Source organism: Thiorhodococcus minor (genome assembly GCF_010820565.1).
Lineage (GTDB): Bacteria > Pseudomonadota > Gammaproteobacteria > Chromatiales > Chromatiaceae > Thiorhodococcus > Thiorhodococcus minor.
Genome location: NZ_JAAIJQ010000045.1, coordinates 27,594 through 44,368, shown reverse-complemented (window position 1 = coordinate 44,368; position 16,775 = coordinate 27,594). Strand labels below are relative to the sequence as shown.

Sequence of the window (16,775 nt, the reverse complement as noted above, 5' to 3'; positions counted from 1 at the left end):
CGACCAACACGCCGCTCAGCGCTGACTTCCATCAGCTAGCCCGATCGTGTAACCATCAAATTCGCTGACCGCACTCAACGCGATCGTCTCGCGCGGGTAGTCGAGGATGAGGTTCTTGAAATTCTGGTCCTGGCTCGAGGCGTCGGGTTGCTAGCGAGGCTTCACCTGTGACCGATGCGTCGTAGGATGCCCAGTTTGCCTGGTGACGCAGTGCCGAATGTCGGCTGGCTGGGCTCGTGAGGCAGCGCTTCTGTCATCGGTCATGACCAGGCGGCTCGCGCGTCTTGGCGTCGTAGGCCGCGTCCCGAGGAGTCGTGCGCTGCAACGACTTGACTCATCTGCAGCGGTTTTGGCATCGAGCCGCTGTAGGGCGGACAAGGGCAGCGCAGTCCGCCAATGTCGGCGCGGGGCTCGGTGGACTTCGCTCGCGCTCGCCCACCCTACTGGGCTGTGAGAGTATTCCGAGCACACCGCAAATCGCGTCTTGCCATCGATTTGACCGACGCAGGAGTTTTAAAATCAGCGCCTTACCCGGTCGCCTTGTTGGGCTTCGTACCTCAGCTCAACCTACGGGGAATCTCTTCACAGTCGCTCGTCCACCCTAACGGGCTTGCCGTCTGCGCGCTCAGATCAGGTTCTTGTTTGTTGGGTGAAGCAGGTATGACGCTATTGTTCGTTGCCAGCGCAGATGTCGCGGAGCGCCTGTAACCAATCGTCTCCGTCGGCGCTGATGAGCAGTTGCTCAGCCAGATCCTCTAGCTGCTGGAGGTCTGTGATGCGCGCGAGCAGCGGTTTGGTCCGCTCGGCGGTGGTCGCGCCAAAGCGGCGTCGCACCTGACGGACGAGAATGTGGCGGGTCGCTTCGCGACCTTGCTCCATGCCTTGCGCGAGGCCTCGCTCGATGCCTTGCTCGATGCCCTCCCGCTTCCACTGATCAGTCCAGGTTTCCAGATTGTCGGCCAACATGTGATATACCTCGCAGAGATCTCCAATGGGCGGCAACTGCACGCCCGGCAGCCGCTTCGGCAGAAAGATGCGACCAAACCAGACCGCGAAGGCACGGCGCAGGCCGGTCTGCTCCGGCGCCTTGAGCCAGTCGACCAGAGCTTGGACGATGCCCATCGTCTCGTCCACCCCTCGGCTGGCTTCGAGCCGGAAGAGGGCGGCACAGAGGTTGCGCTCGGGCAGCGGGCCGGCCTTGGCGAGCCGTTGCTCGTCGAGCAGCAGGTAAGCCTGCCGCGGTCGATAGGTGTCAAGCACGAGCGGAGCCGGCTCGATCAGCGGCTCTAGCGTGTCGGCAGCGGTCCAAGGCGTGACGCCATTGTAGAGCACGACCGGAAGAACGGGCGGTAAACGCCCCGCTGCGCTCAAGTTCTTGGCCCGAATGAGGTCCTGGTAGAGCAGACCGAGGTAGGTCTGGATGCGCACGGCCATCCAAGGATCTACGGTAGATTGGAATTCCAGCAGCAGGTAAACGTAGAGCCAATCGGCGCCCCAACGCAGCCGCCAGACGAGGTCGTCGGCGCGGTCGCGCAAGTCGTCGGTGACATAGCTGCCGCTGCAGCGCTCTAGGGTAGTGAGGTCGAGTCGGTGCACCCAGGCGCCGGGCACGAAGCCGCGCAGCAGATCGCGTACCATGTCAGCGTGGCTGTAGAGCAGTTTGTAGCCGCTGTCGTGCGTTGGCTCCCGCAGGCGCGACATTGAGGGAGGCGGTGTCTTCATGTGGACGACGATACCCTATTTCGCGGGTATCCTGCCCGTGATGCCTCTTGTGCGGGAGGTGCGTGATCGAGTCGACGCGCTTCCTCTCCAAGCATCGCGTCCATGTCGATCAAGTTGGGGTACTTGAGCCGGCGCTCGGGGGATTTCATTCTCACTCACACACCTTCCGGACCCGCTTCATGCCAAAAGTCCGGGGATATGCAATGGGTTACAAAGGTCGTGGAGACCGATGTCTAGCCTGATCTCAAGGCGCCTACCCAAAGAGCTAGTGCTCTTCATTGTCTTTTCGGGCTCAGCGGCCATTGCCAATCTAACCACGGGGTATGTGCTGTATTCAGTGCTCGGCCTGAGCCAGGGCTGGCACTATGCATTGTCCGTCGCGCTGGCCTTTCTCGTTGGGATGGGCGTCAGCTTCAGCTTGAATCGGCGCTATACGTTCCGGCGTGCAGGGCGCCGCTTGCATGACGAGCTACGCACGTTCTTGATTGTCTCTCTTGTCGGCCTCGTGCTGACGGTCGCTGTGTCGAGCGAGCTAAGAGACTCACTGCTCCCTGCGCTCCTTGCGAGACTCCCCTCCGGAGCGTCGCTTGGCCAGATCAATATCGAGGTTCTGGCGCATGTTGGCGCAGTTGGTATCGTCGCCGGGTATTCCTTCTTAGCACATAAGTTTCTCAGTTTCGGCCATGGAATTCGTCAGGCGCTTTTGCGTTGGGCGAGGCGGCCGTCCTAGCGTATCAGCACCGACAAGGCGCTTGGATTTGACACTGGGCAAGCGGCGATAGACGGGCACAGATGCGCGCTACGCTCTGATTAGAGAAGGCAGCGTCGATCATCGATTAGCCCGAGCTCCCGCTGGATGGACAAGTGCAGCGCAGTCCAGCAACGCCGGTGCTGGACTCGGTGGGCTTCGCCCTGGCTCGTCCACCCGGACGGCCTGAAACCGAAACCACCGAGGAGGAACGTCAGATGCCGGATGCTGCGAGATTTCAATGAAGGCCAGTGAGCGACCCTCGGCAGTGATCATTGGAGGCGGACCCGCTGGGCTCACCGCCGCCTACGAACTGGTGACCCGGAGCGATATTCGCCCGATAGTGCTGGAGGCGGATGCGATCTTGGGGGGGATCTCGCGCACCGTCGACCACAAGGGCAATCGCATCGACCTTGGCGGACATCGCTTCTTCTCGAAGTCCGACCGGGTAATGGATTGGTGGCGGCAGGTGCTGCCGATTCAGGGAATGCCGGCGGCCGATGCCCCTCGCGTCGAGATCCAGTATCAGAATCAGCGCCGGATGATCCCGGTGGATCCTGGCGGCCCGGATCCGGCGACGCACGACGCGGTGATGCTGATCCGCCCACGCGTTTCCCGCATCCTGTTCCGCGGGCAGCTGTTCGACTATCCGCTCACACCGAGCCTGAAGACACTGCGCCAGCTCGGCGTCGGGCCAAGTATCCGAATCCTCGGGAGCTACGCCTATTGCCGGGTCAGGCGAATTCGGCCGGAGATCTCGCTCGAGGACTTTCTGATCAACCGCTTCGGCCGAGAGCTTTACGCGACCTTCTTTCGCGATTACACGCAGAAGGTTTGGGGCGTGCCATGTGACGAGATTCCCGCCGACTGGGGTCGGCAGCGGATCAAGGGCCTGTCCGTCGCCGGCCTCCTAAGCCATGCCGCGAGATCATTGCTGGGCCGAGCGGGCGCGCTTCACCAGAGGGATACGGAAACCAGTCTGATCGAGCAATTCATGTATCCCAAGCTGGGCCCGGGGCAGCTCTGGGAACGGGTGGCAGGCATGGTTACCGCACGCGGCGGTGAGGTGCGGCTACAACACTGCGTTACCGGCATCGAGCACCAGGGCGGCCGAATTTGCGTCGTGCGCGTCAGCACGCCGTCTGGGGAGCAGCGTTTGGAAGTCGATTGGCTCTTTTCATCGATGCCGGTTAAGCACTTGATCGCCGGGCTTGCGCCTGCGGCACCCGATCCCGTGCGGGCCGTAGCAGACGGTTTGATGTACCGGGATTTCATGACGGTCGGGCTGCTGCTCGACCGGCTGAAGTTGGGCGGCGATGTAACGGGCCAGGAGCTCTATTCTCGGGTGCCGGACAATTGGATCTATGTCCAGGAGCCCGGCGTGCGGGTCGGCCGATTGCAGTTCTTCAACAACTGGAGCCCCTACATGGTGGCCGACCCGAAGCGGGTCTGGGTAGGACTGGAGTATTTCGTCAACGAGGGGGACGATCTCTGGAGCCTGGCGGACGCGGACATGGTGCGCTTCGCCATCGAGGAATTGGAGCGGATCGGTGTCATCGATGCAGGTGCGGTCTTGGACCACAGGGTGATCCGCATGCCCAAGGCCTACCCTGCTTATTTCGGTTCCTACGATCGCTTCGAGCTGGTTCGAGACTATCTGCAGGGGTTTCAGAATCTCTTCCCGATCGGGCGCAATGGCATGCACAGGTACAACAATCAGGACCACTCCATGCTGACGGCGATGATGGCCGTCGACGGCATTCTTTCCGGCGAGGATGTTCGCCAGCAAATTTGGGAGGTCAACACGGAGCAGGCCTATCACGAGGAGAAGAAGGATGGCCGTTGGCCTTGATCATGGTTTCGCCCAAGACCTAGCCGATCAGTCGACTTAGGCGATTGAACCTCTTGAAAATCATGATCTTGCTTGGTCGACCGAGGACGCATCGCGACTGGTGGACCGAACGATGATCAAGGCCGGCGGCAGGGTCTTGGCCTTGGGATGCTGGTCCCGGTACAGCTCGCCGCTGGCGACGATGTAGCGCAAGAGCTGGAGCAGCACCAATGGTCGGTCTGGCTCTTGTGCTCGAAGAGCAGATAGACGGACAGCTGGGTGTCGCAATAGGGAATCTGGTAAGGGAATCCGGTAGATGAGGTCGGAGTAGACCTTACGCAGCGCCTCGGTGACGAAGGTGCCGGGCGAGATGGTCAGCCGCTCCGGGTCGAGGTCCGCGAGCAGCTTGGGGCAGATGTCAATGAGATCGAGATATTTGAGCCGCCCCTCGGGGTCTGCCTCGAGGCGGACCAATCCGCGCACGGCGTGGGCATAGGTGCCGCGATGCAGGAAGATGGGGACCGGGACGACCCGGTCGGTAGCCATCGGCTTCTGCAGGGTGAGCCGGCGCGGCGCAGTCCATCAACGCCAGCGCGGGATTCGGTGGACTTCGCTCTCGCTCGTCCACCCTACAGAGCTACACAAGCTGCCTGAGGCCGGTGACACAATGCTGGGGCTTCGCGGACCTCCCGCAGTGGCGCCATCCACAGGGCGGCAGCCATGGCCTCAGGAAGAAGGCCCCCGGTTTGCGCAACTCCGCCGGGCGGTCACCTTATGACAGCCGTGTCTCGGTCGTTGGTCGAAGCAAGGGAGCAGGGAAGCAGGCATTGCGCTATTGCTCATTGCCGGCGCTGGCACTCCGAACGGCCTGTAGCCAATCGTCTCCATCAGCACTGATTAGCAATTGATCGGCTAGCTCCTCCAACCGCTGGAGGTCGGTGATACGTGCGAGCAGAGGTCTGGTCTGCTCCGCAATCGTGGCACCAAAACGGCGTCGGGCCTGACGAGCCAGGATGTGGCGGGCTGCCTCGCGGCCTTGCTCCAGACCCTTCTCCAAACCCTGCTCCAGGCCTTCCCGTTTCCACTGATCGGTCCAGGTTTCCAGATTTTCGGCCAGCATGTGATACACCTCGCTGAGATCCACAAGGGATGGCAGTTGCACGCCCGGCAGGCGCTTGGGCAGAAAGACACGACCAAACCAAACTGCGAAGGCACGGCGAAGGCCGGTCTGCTCAGGGGCCTCGAGCCAGTCGACCAGGGCCTGAACGATACCCATCACTTCGTCCGCCCCACGGCTCGCCTCAAGCCGAAAGAGGGCGGCACAGAGGTTGCGCTCGGGCAGCTGGCCAGCCCTGGCGAGTCGTTGCTCGTCAAGGAGCAGGTACGCCTGCCGTGGGCGATAGGTAGCGAGCACCCGCGGAGCCTGCTCGATGAGGGGCTCCAGCCTATCTGCAGCCGTCCAAGGCGCAGATCCATTGTAGAGCACAACCGGCAGCACGGGCGGCAGACGCCCGGCGGCACTCAGGGTTTCGGCGCGGATGAGATCTTGGTAGAGCAGCCCAAGGTAGGTCTGAACGCGCACGGCCATCCAAGGATCGATGGTGGATTGAAATTCGAGCAGCAGGTAGACGTAGAGCCAGTCTGATCCCCAACGCAGGCGCCAGACGAGATCGTCCGCGCGGTCGCGCAGATCGTCGGTGACATAGCTGCCGCTGCAACGCTCCAGGGTGTCGAAGTCGAGTTTGTGCACCCATGCGCCGGGCAAGAAGCCGCGCAGCAGGTCGCGCACCATGGCAACATGGCTGTACAACAGTTTGTAGCCACTGTCGCGCGTCGGCTCGCGCCGGCTCGACGTTGAGGGATGCGGTGTCTTCATGTGGACAACAATAGCCTAGCGCGCGAATGCCGCGCCATCGAGGCTCCGCGCTTCGGTAGGCCAGCGCAGCAATGTTGACATCGATATTCCCCTTCTAGCCCCCAGGCTCCGGCGTCGCATCCCGCCACGAGCCGCTGGAGCACGCACGCGGCATCCCGCGGAATGCATAGCGGAAGGGTCGAGAGGCGCCCTCTAGTCACCAACTTTGTTCTTCTGGGCTTGAGCCTGCATGAAAGAGCGTCCGTTGCTGGCAATTCGCTCCAGACACCATGACGTCTTCGACGGACATTTCATGAGCGCAGGCATGCATTGAACGCACATCCGGTACAGATGACATTCGTTAAAAACTGATCGCGCCAGGCTCGTAAGCCTATGCTTTATTAGCCGTTATTCCCTTCGGCACAAGACGGCACGCTCCTTGACTTGCATCTGATGCCAACATCAGCGAACCGAGGAGCATCAGATGTCATTTTTCAAGCGTGTCACCCTTGCGGTCTCCACACAGTTGGATCGCATGGTCGGTGAGATCGAGAACCACGATGCGGTCGTGGAGGCGGGGATTCGGGAAAGCCGCCGGCTCTATGCCAAGGCCAAGGTACGGCATGACCGCATGCGGCAAGACGGCGAGCGGCTGAGGCGCAAGCTGGACGGACTGCGGGCGGACGAGCGGGCTTGGCGCGAGCGGGCGATGCGCTGCGACGCGACGGCCGAGGGCGAGGAGAAGGCCCTGATGTGCCTGAGCCGCGCCAAGCGGGCGGGAAGCCAAGCCGAATCTCTGGCCGAGAGCTACCGGCGCCATGCCGAGGTCGAGAGCCATCTCGGGCGCGAGATCGACGGGCTGCGGCAGCGTGTCGAAACCCTGGAGCACCGCCGTCACCTCATGCGCAGCCGCGAGGCGACGGCCGACGCGGCCGCGCGGATTCGCGAGACGGACACGGGCGCCCTGCTCGACCTGGATGACACCTTCGACCGTTGGGAAATTCGCCTCACCGAGGCGGAGCTGACGACCGACAGCCTCTGCGACAGCGACCCTTTCGAGGCCGAGTTCGTCGCTGAGGAAGAGCGTGAATCGCTCAAGGCGGAGCTGGAAGCCTTGAAGCTCGGCCGTAAGAATCGGTCTGGAGGTGAACAATGAAGGGCCAAGCGGTAATGGACGACTTGGATCTCAGCATCGACCCGGCGGCTCTCGACTTTTCCGCCGAGAGCGCGAACGAATCCAGGGCTGCGCCAGACCGGCAGATAGGGCCGCCAGAAGCGGCCAAGGGCAAGACGCTCAGCCTCTCTCTGCTGCTGCGCGGGCTCGGCGGGCTGGTCATCGTCGCCGCCTTCGTGATGTATCTCTTTCAAGGCTGGCGCGAGGGCGATGCCCTGACCCGCTGCCTGCTTCTGCTCGGCCACACCGCCATCCTGACCCTGGCCGGCTTCGCGAGTGGCCGCCTGCTGCACGAGTCCAAGGGCGCGCGGCTCTTCATTGCCTTGGCACTGGCCGCCGTGCCGGTCAATTTCGCCTATCTGGGCGGCCTGACCTATGACCATCTGACGTGGGACGCGCCCCTGGTCATGGATTCCGCGGCCTCCTTCTGGATGGCGAGCCTGGGTCAACTGACCGCCGGGTCGGCACTCTTGGTTACGGCAGCAAGCCTGCTGGGTCTGGCCTTGGCGACTTGGGTCGGCTTTCTCATCATGGCCAGGCGCTCCGCTTGGCCGCTCACTGGGCTCTACCTGCTCGTCAACGCGGCGCTCCTGGTGCCCACGCGTCAGGATCTGGCTGTCTCCGCGATGCTGTTGGCCCTTGGCGTCATGGTCGTCACCGTCGCGCTGCGCATTCGCCGCGCGGATCCTTCGCTGGCAACCCCAGAAGGTATCTTCGCCCGCACCACTCTCTTGCTGCCGCTGCTCGTCCTGGGTGGGCGGAGCCTCTGGCTGTACGCGCCGGACGCGCTCTTCTTCACGACCTTGAGCCTCATCGCCTATCTGGGGCTGCGGCTCGCACTGGGGGCGACCCGGAACGATGCACGCTGGCATGGTGCGTTAGAGGTGCTGGCAGTCATTGCCGCTGCGTTGAGCACCTTGCTTGTCTTCCATAGCGTAATCGATGCCCGAGTCATTCCCGAAGCCGCCAAGATCCCGCTCGCAGCTGGCGTATTTGCCGGGCTGCTGGTCGACCTCTCGACCCTAGGTAGCCGCTGGAGCTGCGGCTTCCGTGGCGCTGCGGCCTTGGTGGCGAGCTTGGCGATGCTGTTCAACCTGACTGCCTTCGGGGGATTCGGCAACGCCCTTGCGGGCCTGGCGATCGGCATCGCCACCCTCGCCTATGGCTATGTCGGCAAGAGCCGCTTCATCTTCGCACTGGGCCTGATCGCGGCCGTGGCCGGACTTGGCTTCGCGGCCGAGGACGCGCTTTCCACCTTCACCATCGGCGGCTGGAGCGCGCTGGTCCTGCTCGGCATCGCGACCATCGTCGCCGGATCCGTCGTCGAGCGTCACGGAGCGCGTCTCAAGGCCAGCCTGACGCGCTGGCACAGGCACTTCGAGGCCGAGGGCTGATCGCTGCGGCCCAAGTCTGCGTCCGGCAGGGCAAACCCCCTGCCGGACGATCGCTGGGATTCGGCCAGCCGCCACTGCCACGGGCCGCTGAGGCGCGCTGCCAGGTGCCGCCTCGACCGAGTGCAGGCAAGGATCATGAGGGTAGCCTTGAGCAAGGGCTCTCAGGATCATCTATCCTCTGCGCCGTCTTCCGCGTTCGCGGTACGCAATCAGCCTGAGGGACAGCAAGGGGCCATGATTCAAGTGCTCATCGTCGATGACGACCCGGACATCCGCGACATCCTTGCCCAGGAAGCCCGACAGCAGGGCTGGAGCCTGATCGAGGCGGGTAGCGAGGCGGAGCTGCGGTGCGCGCTCGCGTCGACGACGCCAGACATCCTCTTGCTCGACATCCGGCTGCCCGATCAGGACGGTCTCACCATCGCCCGCCAGCTTCGCGCGACCTCGAGCATCCCCATCATCATGCTGACCGGCATGGGATCGGACGTCGATCGCATCCTCGGCCTCGAGATGGGCGCCGACGACTATGTCGTGAAGCCCTTCAACCCGCGCGAGCTTGCCGCCCGCATCAAGGCCGTTCTGCGGCGTACCTCGGGCGAGCTGGTCGGCGCACAGCAGGCCCTGGCCCCAGATCACGACTACCGCCGCTTCGCCGGCTGGACGCTGGACCTCACCGCCCGCGTCCTCACAGATACCAGCGGCAGCCCCGTCGCCTTGACCAACGCGGAATACCTCCTGCTCGAAGCACTGGTCGACTCACCCAAGCGCGTGCTCAGCCGCGAGCAGCTCTTGGAGCGCACGCACAACTACGACGCCGACGTCTTCGACCGCACGATCGACGTGCTCATCTTGAGGCTCAGGCGAAAGATCGAAGCCAACCCACACGCCCCCAAGCTCATCCGCACCGAGCGCGGGGCGGGCTATATCTTCGACGCCGTGGTCGACAGGGCCTAGCCTCAGCTCAACCAACTTGGGAAAGTGCTCGCTCAATCCGTAGGTTGGGCCGACGGAGGAGGCCCAACAAAATGGCCCTCGGACTTGCGGTAGCTCCGTCAACACTTGACGTTCCTACACATATAGTGACCCTATTGAGGAAGGGTCCTGTGTGGATCATGGAGAGCCCCAGCAATGCGCTACCGTCGTGCCTTGGTTGAAGGTGCAACCTATTTCTTCACCGTGAACCTCGCCGACCGCGGAAGCCGGCTTCTCGTCGAGCAAGTCGATGCGCTGCGCGAGGCCGTTCGCGTCGTCAAGCGCTCGCACCCCTTCGAGATCGTCGCTTGGGTCGTCCTCTCCGACCACATCCATGCAGTGTGGACTTTACCCACGAACGATGCCGACTATTCGGCGCGATGGAATCAGATCAAGGGTGGATTCTCCCGCCGCATTGGCCCCGGCGAAGAGATCTCCAACAGCCGAGCCAAGAAGCAAGAGCGCAGTATCTGGCAACGTCGATTCTGGGAGCACCTCATTCGCGATGACCTGGATCTCAAGCAACACGTTGACTATGTCCATTACAACCCGGTCAAGCATGGCCATAGCTCGCATGTCGCGGACTGGCCGTTTTCATCTTTTCACCTCTATTGCCGAAGAGGATGGCTCGCCACGGATTGGGCGTGCGACCAGGATTGGATGGAGGATTGTGGCGAATCTCGGTAGAGGGACCTTGGGATTCGTGCCTCAACCCAACAATGGGGGTGGCCTAGCGTTGATCGTTGGGCCTCCTGCGTCGGCCCAACCTACGCTTCGGGAGGGGATTGGCGGAGGGCTCGCGCGAGCACGTCCGGTGGGACCGGCTTTCTCAGCAGCAGTCGACCAGGGAGATGGTGCGACTGGGCGGAGGTGTAGATGACCGGCAAGCCTGGCTTCATCGCCTTTGCCTGCTCAGCCAGGGTGACGCCATTCCAAGGCGCGGGTAGACCCATGTCCGTATAGAGCAGGTCGACGGCAGGCTCGCGCTTCAGGATTTCCAGCGCCTGGTCACCGTCGCCTGCTGCCAGCGTGCGATAGCCAAGGGCGCTGATCTGAGCCGCGGTGACCTCGAGCAGATCCAGGTCGTCATCGACGATGAGGACGGTCTCCCCCCGGCCCTTCGGATGGTCGGGACCGGGTTCTGACGAGGTGCGCTCGGCGGCATCAGGCAAGGCCCCAGCTCGAGCCACGGGCAGGCAAATCCGCACCCGACTGCCCTGCCCCGGCTCGCTCTCGATCGCGACACGCCCGCCGGACTGACGGACGAATCCGTAGACCATACTCAGTCCCAGCCCACTGCCCTTGCCGTTCGACTTGGTGGTGAAGAAGGGCTCGAAGACACGGTCGATCAGGTCCTGCGGAATCCCGCAGCCGCTGTCCTCGACGCGGATCTCGATCTCGGCTTCGCCGAGTGGTGTGGTCTCGATGCGAATGCGGCCTTCGCCGTCCATCGCGTCGCGCGCGTTGATTGCCAGGTTCATGAGCGCGTTCTCGAGCTGGCCCGGATCGACGCGGACCGGCGGTAGCCCTGGCACAAGGGCGCTCTCCAGCTCGACACCTGCGCCCAGGCTGTACTCGAGCAGATCCAGCATGCCGGTCACCAGGTCGTTGATGTCGACCAGCTCAGGCTCCAAACGCTGGCGTCGAGAGAAGGCGAGCAGGCGCTCGACCTGCCGGGCGGCGCGGTCCGTGGCCCCCATGGCCTTTCTCCAGCGCTCATGGAGCTCCGGCTGGTCCAGGAGGCCCGCTTCGAGGAAGGTCAGGTTGCCCTGGATGGCGGCGAGGATATTGTTGAAATCGTGCGCGATACCTCCGGTGAGCTGGCCCACAGCCTCCATCTTCTGGGCCTGGCGTAGCTGCCGCTCCATGGCGCGTCGCTCCGTCACCTCGATATGGATGGTGACGAAGCCACCGCTCGGCACGGGGTTGCTGCGCAGCTCGACCAGACGGCCGTCGGGGCAGCGCACCTCGTATTCGCGGATCTGGACTCGGCGCCCGCTACCCAGAGCGACCAGCGGGATCTCTTCGCCCAGTGCCGTGAAGGCCAGCGCGCCCAGCTCGGCGAGGCGTCGATGGATCTCGGCGAGCGGCGCGCCATAGGCCAGATCGCCATCCCGCAGCCCATAGAGCGCGGCGAAGCGCGGATTCCAGGCGATGAGGCGGTCTACGGCGTCGAAGACGGTGAAGCCGTCGTTCATATTGTCGAAGGTCGCCAGCAGCAGATTGGACTTCTCGGTGAGCTGGCGTCCCAAGGTCTCCACGCGGAAGGCCTGATCCTTAAAGACGTTGAAGACGCGGGCCAGGTCGCCGATCTCGTCGCGCCTGTCCATCGCCGGTACCCGCGCCCGACGCTCACCATCCGCCAGACGCTGCATGGCGTCCGTGACGCCTCTGAGATTCAAGCTGATGTCGCGCACCACCAGAAGGTAAGAGAGCCAAGTCGCGATGAGCACAGCTGCCACCGTGACGGCAACGAAGAGGATGGTGCTCTCGAGGACGAGATCGCCCATGGCGGTCGCGGCGCGGGCGATGTTCGCGTTGGCGCTCTGAACGCGTGCGTCGACTTCGGATTTCAGCCGGCTGGCGATGCGCCGATTCGAGCGCTCCAGGTCCTCGGCCTCGCCGATGGCCCTCAGCTCGCCGGCACGCAGGGCGAAGACGCCGTCGGCGTCGAGCTGCTCGGCGAGCTGCGCGGTGGCCGCACCGAGATCCGCTCGCAGCCCTTGCGGAATGCGTGGTGATAGGGCGAGCAGGTGCGCATGAATCCGCGCGAAGGCCTGCTTGGATTGCCGGATCTGGTCTGGGCTCGCCGCCTCCGTGGCGATCAGCAGCTCACCGAAGGCCGCGCCGAAGAGCCGCTCGGCGTCGAGCAATGCACCCTGCGCCATGGCGGCCCGCCGAAAGACGGCATCGCCCACCCTGGTGTCGCGGTCGATGACCGCGGTCACGGCGAGGATGGAAGGCCCGAGAATCTGCTGGGCCTGCTCGCGCAGCGCGATGAGCCGATCACGTTGCCCGACGGCCGCGCGACTCAGCTCGGACTGCCGCTCGATCAGCGCGGCGATCTGGTGCAGATTGTCGGCCAGGGACTGGGTCAGCCGGGCGAAGTCGCCCCCATCTGGCCGCTCGGCCGGGTGCAGCGCGCTCAGCCGCTCGGCCTCGCTGGCGAGCGATTGGAGATCGCGCTCGATCAGGTCCATTTGCCGCCGCCGCGCGTCGGCATCCTCGAGCACCATGAGCGCTGGGGTGCGATCCTGCAGACGCTCGCCGATGCGAGCAAGCAGTTGCGCGGCCTCGGATGCCGGCAGCTCACGCTCCGCCACGGCGGCGACCTGGCCGCGGATTTGGACAAGTGCGATCAGTGCGACTGCGCTCGCAACGGCGATGGCCAGGACAGCGAGGCCGAGGATGAGGAGCAGGCGGGATTTGATGCTCCCGCGCCCCGCGCCTGCTATTCGGAAACGAGTCAGAGACACGCTATTGCCTCAATACGCCAGAATCTTCAACCGCAATCCTTCCCAGAGCGGACGAGAGCAAGCGAGGTCGACCGCAGCCCACGCCGGCGAGGGTGAGCTGCACAGCGAGACTGTGCAGGTCATCCGAGCGCATCACGGAGATGGGGCGTCGATCATCGATTGGCCCGGTATCCCGGGTGGACAAGCACAGAGACTGTGAAGAAATTCTGCGTAGGTTGGGCTGATGTACGAAGCCCAACATGGCGGCTAGCCCAACGCTTTGATTGTTGGGCCTCCTGCGTCGGCCCAACCTACACCAATCTGCGATCTTCGCGGTGCGCTTGGATGACTCTCACAGTCTCGCAGCACAGTCCACCAACGCTGGCCCGGGATTCGGTGGACTTCGCTCTCGCTCGTCCACCCTACAGGTCCAACTGGTCCAACTGACGATCAAGACCGGAGATGGTCTCCTGCCGTAGGTTAGGCCGGCGTCGGAGGCCCAACAACCAACGCCTTAGCCCAGGCGCCATCTTGGGCCTCGCGCATCGGCCCACCTTGCGCAGAATTCCTTCACAGTCTCAGCCCTTGTCCTCTCTATTCGACCACCGGCAATCCCATCGCCAGCCGATAGTGCCGGCGCTGCGTCTCGCGGCCGAGCCGGTCGGTGAGCGCCTCCCAGTCCTCGGCCGCGGCCTTGAGGCCGGCCTCTGCCGTTTGCTCGCCGGCCATCACGCGGTCGAGCTGGTCCTCCAGCGCGGCGATGTAGGCGCGGTAGCCGGGGAGGCGCAGGTCTCGCGCCACTGTTTTCGCGCCCAGGCTCTCCCGCAGCACCCGCAGATAGTCGTCGGCCTGCCGCTCGCCCAACAGCCGCCGCCACGGCTCTGCGTCTTCCAAGTGCGAGCTGCGGTAGGGGTTGATGCCAGAGGTGCCGTCCAGGACGTCCTCGGCGCTGTGCTCCGGGCTCGCGAGCCAGGCGAGATAGTCCCAGGCCTGATCGATTCTCCGACTCGACGCGGGCACAACGCCGATCCAGCCGCCGAAGGCGAGGAAGGTGACCGAGCGGGGGGCGGGGAGCTTGTCCCAGCGCAGCGTCGCCGGATTCCACACCTCATCGCTGCCCGGGAGCCGGAAGAAGCCGACATGCCCGGCGACCGGCGATACGGCACCTGAAACGCCGCGCAGGGCCCCGGCGAGGACGCCCGTGTCGGCCCAGTCGATGTCCATCGCGGCGTCGCCAGCCGCGAAGCGCTTGCGCACCGTCGCGCTGTCCAGCGTCTCCACGTCCCCAGGTCCCGCCTTGCGCAGCGCCAGAAACTCCCTCAACGCCCTGACCCAGCCCGGATTGTCGATGGCCGGCCTCATGCTGTCCGGATCGAAGAACATGGCGCCTGGGTGCGCCGGGTGATTGGTGTAGGCCGCGGCATGGCTGAAGAGGTACCAGATGCGCTGACCGCCGCGTGCGTAGGCCTCCAGCGTGCCCGCCAGGCGCCTTTCCCCGGCGATCTCGCGTCCGGCGAAGAAGGCCGCGATCTCTTGGTACTCGGCCCAGGTCTTGGGCAGCTCGAGCGCCCGACCCCGGGCGGCGGCGAAAGCGGCCCGGATGTCCGGATCCTCGAACAGATCGCGCCGATAGGCGCCCAGGTGCAGGTCGCCGTCGATGGTCAGTGCCATGGGCTGCCCCCGCCAGCGCATGAGCGCATCGCGGTAGACCGGATCGATATCCTGGACGACGCGACCCTCGAGGATAGGCTCAGGAACGGGCGCGAGGTAGGGCGCGAAATCCGGCAGCCAGGCCGATGGGATCAGGAGGACATCATCGGCCATCTGGGCGGTGACGAAGCCCAGCATGATGCGCTCGTAGAGCTCAGCGAAGGGCGTGCGAGCGACCTCGACAGGGATGCCGGTCTTGGCGGCGAAGCTGCGGGCGTGACGCGCGGCCGGACCCGCGATGGCGGCAGTATCGCGGGTCAGCACCTTCAGGGGCTTCTGCGCGGTCGCAGGTGCCGCACCTGTAGCCAATATGACAATTGTTACGAACAGAGTCGTGAGTCTGTTCATCGTCCATTCATCTGGCGGGTTTCTGATAGCCACCAAGCCAGAGCGGCGCTGACTTCTCAGGAAGACAGCGCCCAGCCTAGCGAAACAAGAACATGCCCGTCCATGGCGACTAGGCTTGAGGAGACTGCGCCACTGCAGGCAAGCGTCGCCGCCGCGGGACCTCCTTGCCGACAACGATAAGGACCGAGGACCAAGATGAACCCCACCAGGATCGGACTCGCCGCCCTCGCGGCCGCAGCACTCCCCCTCTCAACGACCACGGCCGCGAGCGATTGGCTCTCCGGCGACTATCTGACCGGCGACTGGGGTGGCGAACGCAGCCAGCTCAAGGCCGACGGTATCGATGTCTTCGCCTATTACAACGCCATCGTCGCGGCCAATGTCAGCGGCGGCAACGAGGACGCGAACGCCTACGCGGGCGACCTCTATGCCGGCGTCACCCTGGACCTGGAAAAGCTCTTCGGCGCGGACGGCTGGACCTTCAGCCTGAGCGGCATCGACCGCCACGGCGAGAGCATCGACCCGGAGGTGGGCGGTATCTACAGCGTCATGCAGCTGGTCGGGGGTCAGACCTGGTTCCTCTACAACGTCAGCCTGGAGAAGACCTGGAGCGACGGGCACCACGCCTTCAAGCTCGGCCGCATCACCGCGACCGACGACTTCGCCGGATCGCCCTTCTACGGCTACTACCTCTCCAACAGCATCGATGGCCAGATCCGCGCCGTGCTCTTCGACGGCGTCATGACCTCCTATCCCTTCGGCGTCTGGGGCGCGCGCTACAAATACGCGCCGAGCGACGACTTCCGCGTCAAGATCGGCGCCTACCAGCTCACCGAGCGGATGTGGGACCCGGACCTGCACGGGACGGATTTCACCTTCCGCGACAGCGACGGCCTCTCGCTCATGGTCCAGTTGGAATGGGACTGGCGGATGGGCACCAAGCCGGGCCACTTCGGCGTCGGCCTGAACAACGTCTCCTTCGAGATGCCCAACTTCAACTCGGATGACACCACCGACAGCTTCATCCGCTACTACGCCCAGCTCGACCAGCAGGTGACGCAGGAGCGCGAGGGCTCGGACGAGGGTCTCTACCTCTTCGGAACCCTCGCCTACACCAACCAGCAAGAGCCCGCACTGGTGCCCTTCCAGACCAGCTTCGGCGCCCAGTACGTCGGCCCCTTCGAAGGTCGCGGCAAAGACCGTCTCATCTTCGGCACCACCTACGGCCAGCTGAGCGACGACTATGCCGACGAGCAAGAGGCGCTCGGCAACGGCCGGCCCGATTACGAATGGATGTTCGAGCTTGGCTACCGCATCCAGCTCAACAAGTTCGCCTACATCCAGCCGGACATCCAATACGTCGTCCAGCCCGGCGGCACCGGCGATATCCCGGATGCGACCGTGATCGGCATGCAGTTCGGCGTGTCGTTGTGAGAAGCCAGCAGCCGCCAGCCAGAGTGGCTCTGCTGGCAGCCAGAAGCTGACAGCCTGCACCGACCTTGGAGCGATGGGCACGCGCGTCGAACCCATGAGGCTCGGTCGAACGCCGGAGTGCGCGCTTTGCCC

Annotated in this window: 12 protein-coding genes; 7 read left to right on the top strand and 5 right to left on the bottom strand. The window is 64.2% G+C overall.

What is annotated here, in order from left to right; all coding sequences use genetic code 11:
* Nucleotides 1-666 precede the first annotated feature (666 nt).
* Nucleotides 667-1,701: an Rpn family recombination-promoting nuclease/putative transposase gene (locus G3446_RS15410; RefSeq protein WP_245232528.1), complete on the bottom strand. Its 1,035-nt coding sequence runs from the start codon at nt 1,699-1,701 to the stop codon at nt 667-669.
* A 250-nt stretch (nt 1,702-1,951) separates the two neighbouring features.
* Between G3446_RS15410 and G3446_RS15405 the strand changes: the two genes are divergently transcribed.
* Both G3446_RS15405 and G3446_RS15400 read left to right on the top strand, forming a co-directional pair.
* Entirely contained in the window at nt 1,952-2,452 is a 501-nt protein-coding gene (locus G3446_RS15405) for a GtrA family protein (protein WP_164453720.1), read from the top strand.
* A 259-nt stretch (nt 2,453-2,711) separates the two neighbouring features.
* Entirely contained in the window at nt 2,712-4,322 is a 1,611-nt protein-coding gene (locus G3446_RS15400; RefSeq protein ID WP_164453719.1) for an NAD(P)/FAD-dependent oxidoreductase, read from the top strand.
* A gap of 60 nt (nt 4,323-4,382) precedes the next feature.
* Here G3446_RS15400 and G3446_RS15395 read toward each other — a convergent pair whose 3' ends face one another.
* Together G3446_RS15395 and G3446_RS15390 are read right to left on the bottom strand one after the other, a co-directional pair.
* Nucleotides 4,383-4,847: an Rpn family recombination-promoting nuclease/putative transposase gene (locus G3446_RS15395; RefSeq protein ID WP_164453718.1), complete on the bottom strand. Its 465-nt coding sequence runs from the start codon at nt 4,845-4,847 to the stop codon at nt 4,383-4,385.
* A gap of 286 nt (nt 4,848-5,133) precedes the next feature.
* A complete protein-coding gene (locus tag G3446_RS15390) occupies nt 5,134-6,177 on the bottom strand; it encodes an Rpn family recombination-promoting nuclease/putative transposase (protein WP_164453717.1) in 1,044 nt (347 codons plus the stop codon).
* A 463-nt stretch (nt 6,178-6,640) separates the two neighbouring features.
* Here G3446_RS15390 and G3446_RS15385 point away from each other — a divergent pair, with 463 nt between their 5' ends.
* From G3446_RS15385 to G3446_RS15370, 4 genes are all read left to right on the top strand, one after another.
* Entirely contained in the window at nt 6,641-7,312 is a 672-nt protein-coding gene (locus G3446_RS15385) for a PspA/IM30 family protein (protein ID WP_164453716.1), read from the top strand.
* Nucleotides 7,309-8,724: a hypothetical protein gene (locus G3446_RS15380; RefSeq protein ID WP_164453715.1), complete on the top strand. Its 1,416-nt coding sequence runs from the start codon at nt 7,309-7,311 to the stop codon at nt 8,722-8,724. Before G3446_RS15385 ends, G3446_RS15380 begins: the two co-directional genes overlap by 4 nt.
* 234 nt (nt 8,725-8,958) lie before the next feature.
* Complete coding sequence (locus G3446_RS15375; RefSeq protein ID WP_164453714.1) at nt 8,959-9,678, top strand: response regulator; 720 nt, start codon at nt 8,959-8,961, stop codon at nt 9,676-9,678.
* Between the two features lie 174 nt (nt 9,679-9,852).
* Entirely contained in the window at nt 9,853-10,383 is a 531-nt protein-coding gene (locus tag G3446_RS15370) for an REP-associated tyrosine transposase (protein ID WP_164453713.1), read from the top strand.
* Between the two features lie 80 nt (nt 10,384-10,463).
* Here the strand turns inward: G3446_RS15370 and G3446_RS15365 are convergent, their stop codons facing one another.
* Both G3446_RS15365 and G3446_RS15360 read right to left on the bottom strand, forming a co-directional pair.
* Nucleotides 10,464-13,172: an ATP-binding protein gene (locus G3446_RS15365; protein ID WP_164453712.1), complete on the bottom strand. Its 2,709-nt coding sequence runs from the start codon at nt 13,170-13,172 to the stop codon at nt 10,464-10,466.
* A gap of 573 nt (nt 13,173-13,745) precedes the next feature.
* Complete coding sequence (locus G3446_RS15360) at nt 13,746-15,125, bottom strand: extracellular solute-binding protein (RefSeq protein WP_342450128.1); 1,380 nt, start codon at nt 15,123-15,125, stop codon at nt 13,746-13,748.
* Nucleotides 15,126-15,404: 279 nt separating this feature from the next.
* Between G3446_RS15360 and G3446_RS15355 the strand changes: the two genes are divergently transcribed.
* A complete protein-coding gene (locus G3446_RS15355; protein ID WP_164453710.1) occupies nt 15,405-16,643 on the top strand; it encodes a carbohydrate porin in 1,239 nt (412 codons plus the stop codon).
* Nucleotides 16,644-16,775 lie beyond the last annotated feature (132 nt).

Coding starts and splice junctions, on each gene's coding strand:
- G3446_RS15355 (WP_164453710.1), top strand. CDS start 15,405: ATGAACCCCACCAGGATCGGACTCGCCGCCCTCGCGGCCGCAGCACTC.
- G3446_RS15375 (WP_164453714.1), top strand. CDS start 8,959: ATGATTCAAGTGCTCATCGTCGATGACGACCCGGACATCCGCGACATC.
- G3446_RS15370 (WP_164453713.1), top strand. CDS start 9,853: ATGCGCTACCGTCGTGCCTTGGTTGAAGGTGCAACCTATTTCTTCACC.
- G3446_RS15410 (WP_245232528.1), bottom strand. CDS start 1,701: ATGTCGCGCCTGCGGGAGCCAACGCACGACAGCGGCTACAAACTGCTC.
- G3446_RS15380 (WP_164453715.1), top strand. CDS start 7,309: ATGAAGGGCCAAGCGGTAATGGACGACTTGGATCTCAGCATCGACCCG.
- G3446_RS15405 (WP_164453720.1), top strand. CDS start 1,952: ATGTCTAGCCTGATCTCAAGGCGCCTACCCAAAGAGCTAGTGCTCTTC.
- G3446_RS15385 (WP_164453716.1), top strand. CDS start 6,641: ATGTCATTTTTCAAGCGTGTCACCCTTGCGGTCTCCACACAGTTGGAT.
- G3446_RS15400 (WP_164453719.1), top strand. CDS start 2,712: ATGAAGGCCAGTGAGCGACCCTCGGCAGTGATCATTGGAGGCGGACCC.
- G3446_RS15395 (WP_164453718.1), bottom strand. CDS start 4,847: ATGGCTACCGACCGGGTCGTCCCGGTCCCCATCTTCCTGCATCGCGGC.
- G3446_RS15390 (WP_164453717.1), bottom strand. CDS start 6,177: ATGAAGACACCGCATCCCTCAACGTCGAGCCGGCGCGAGCCGACGCGC.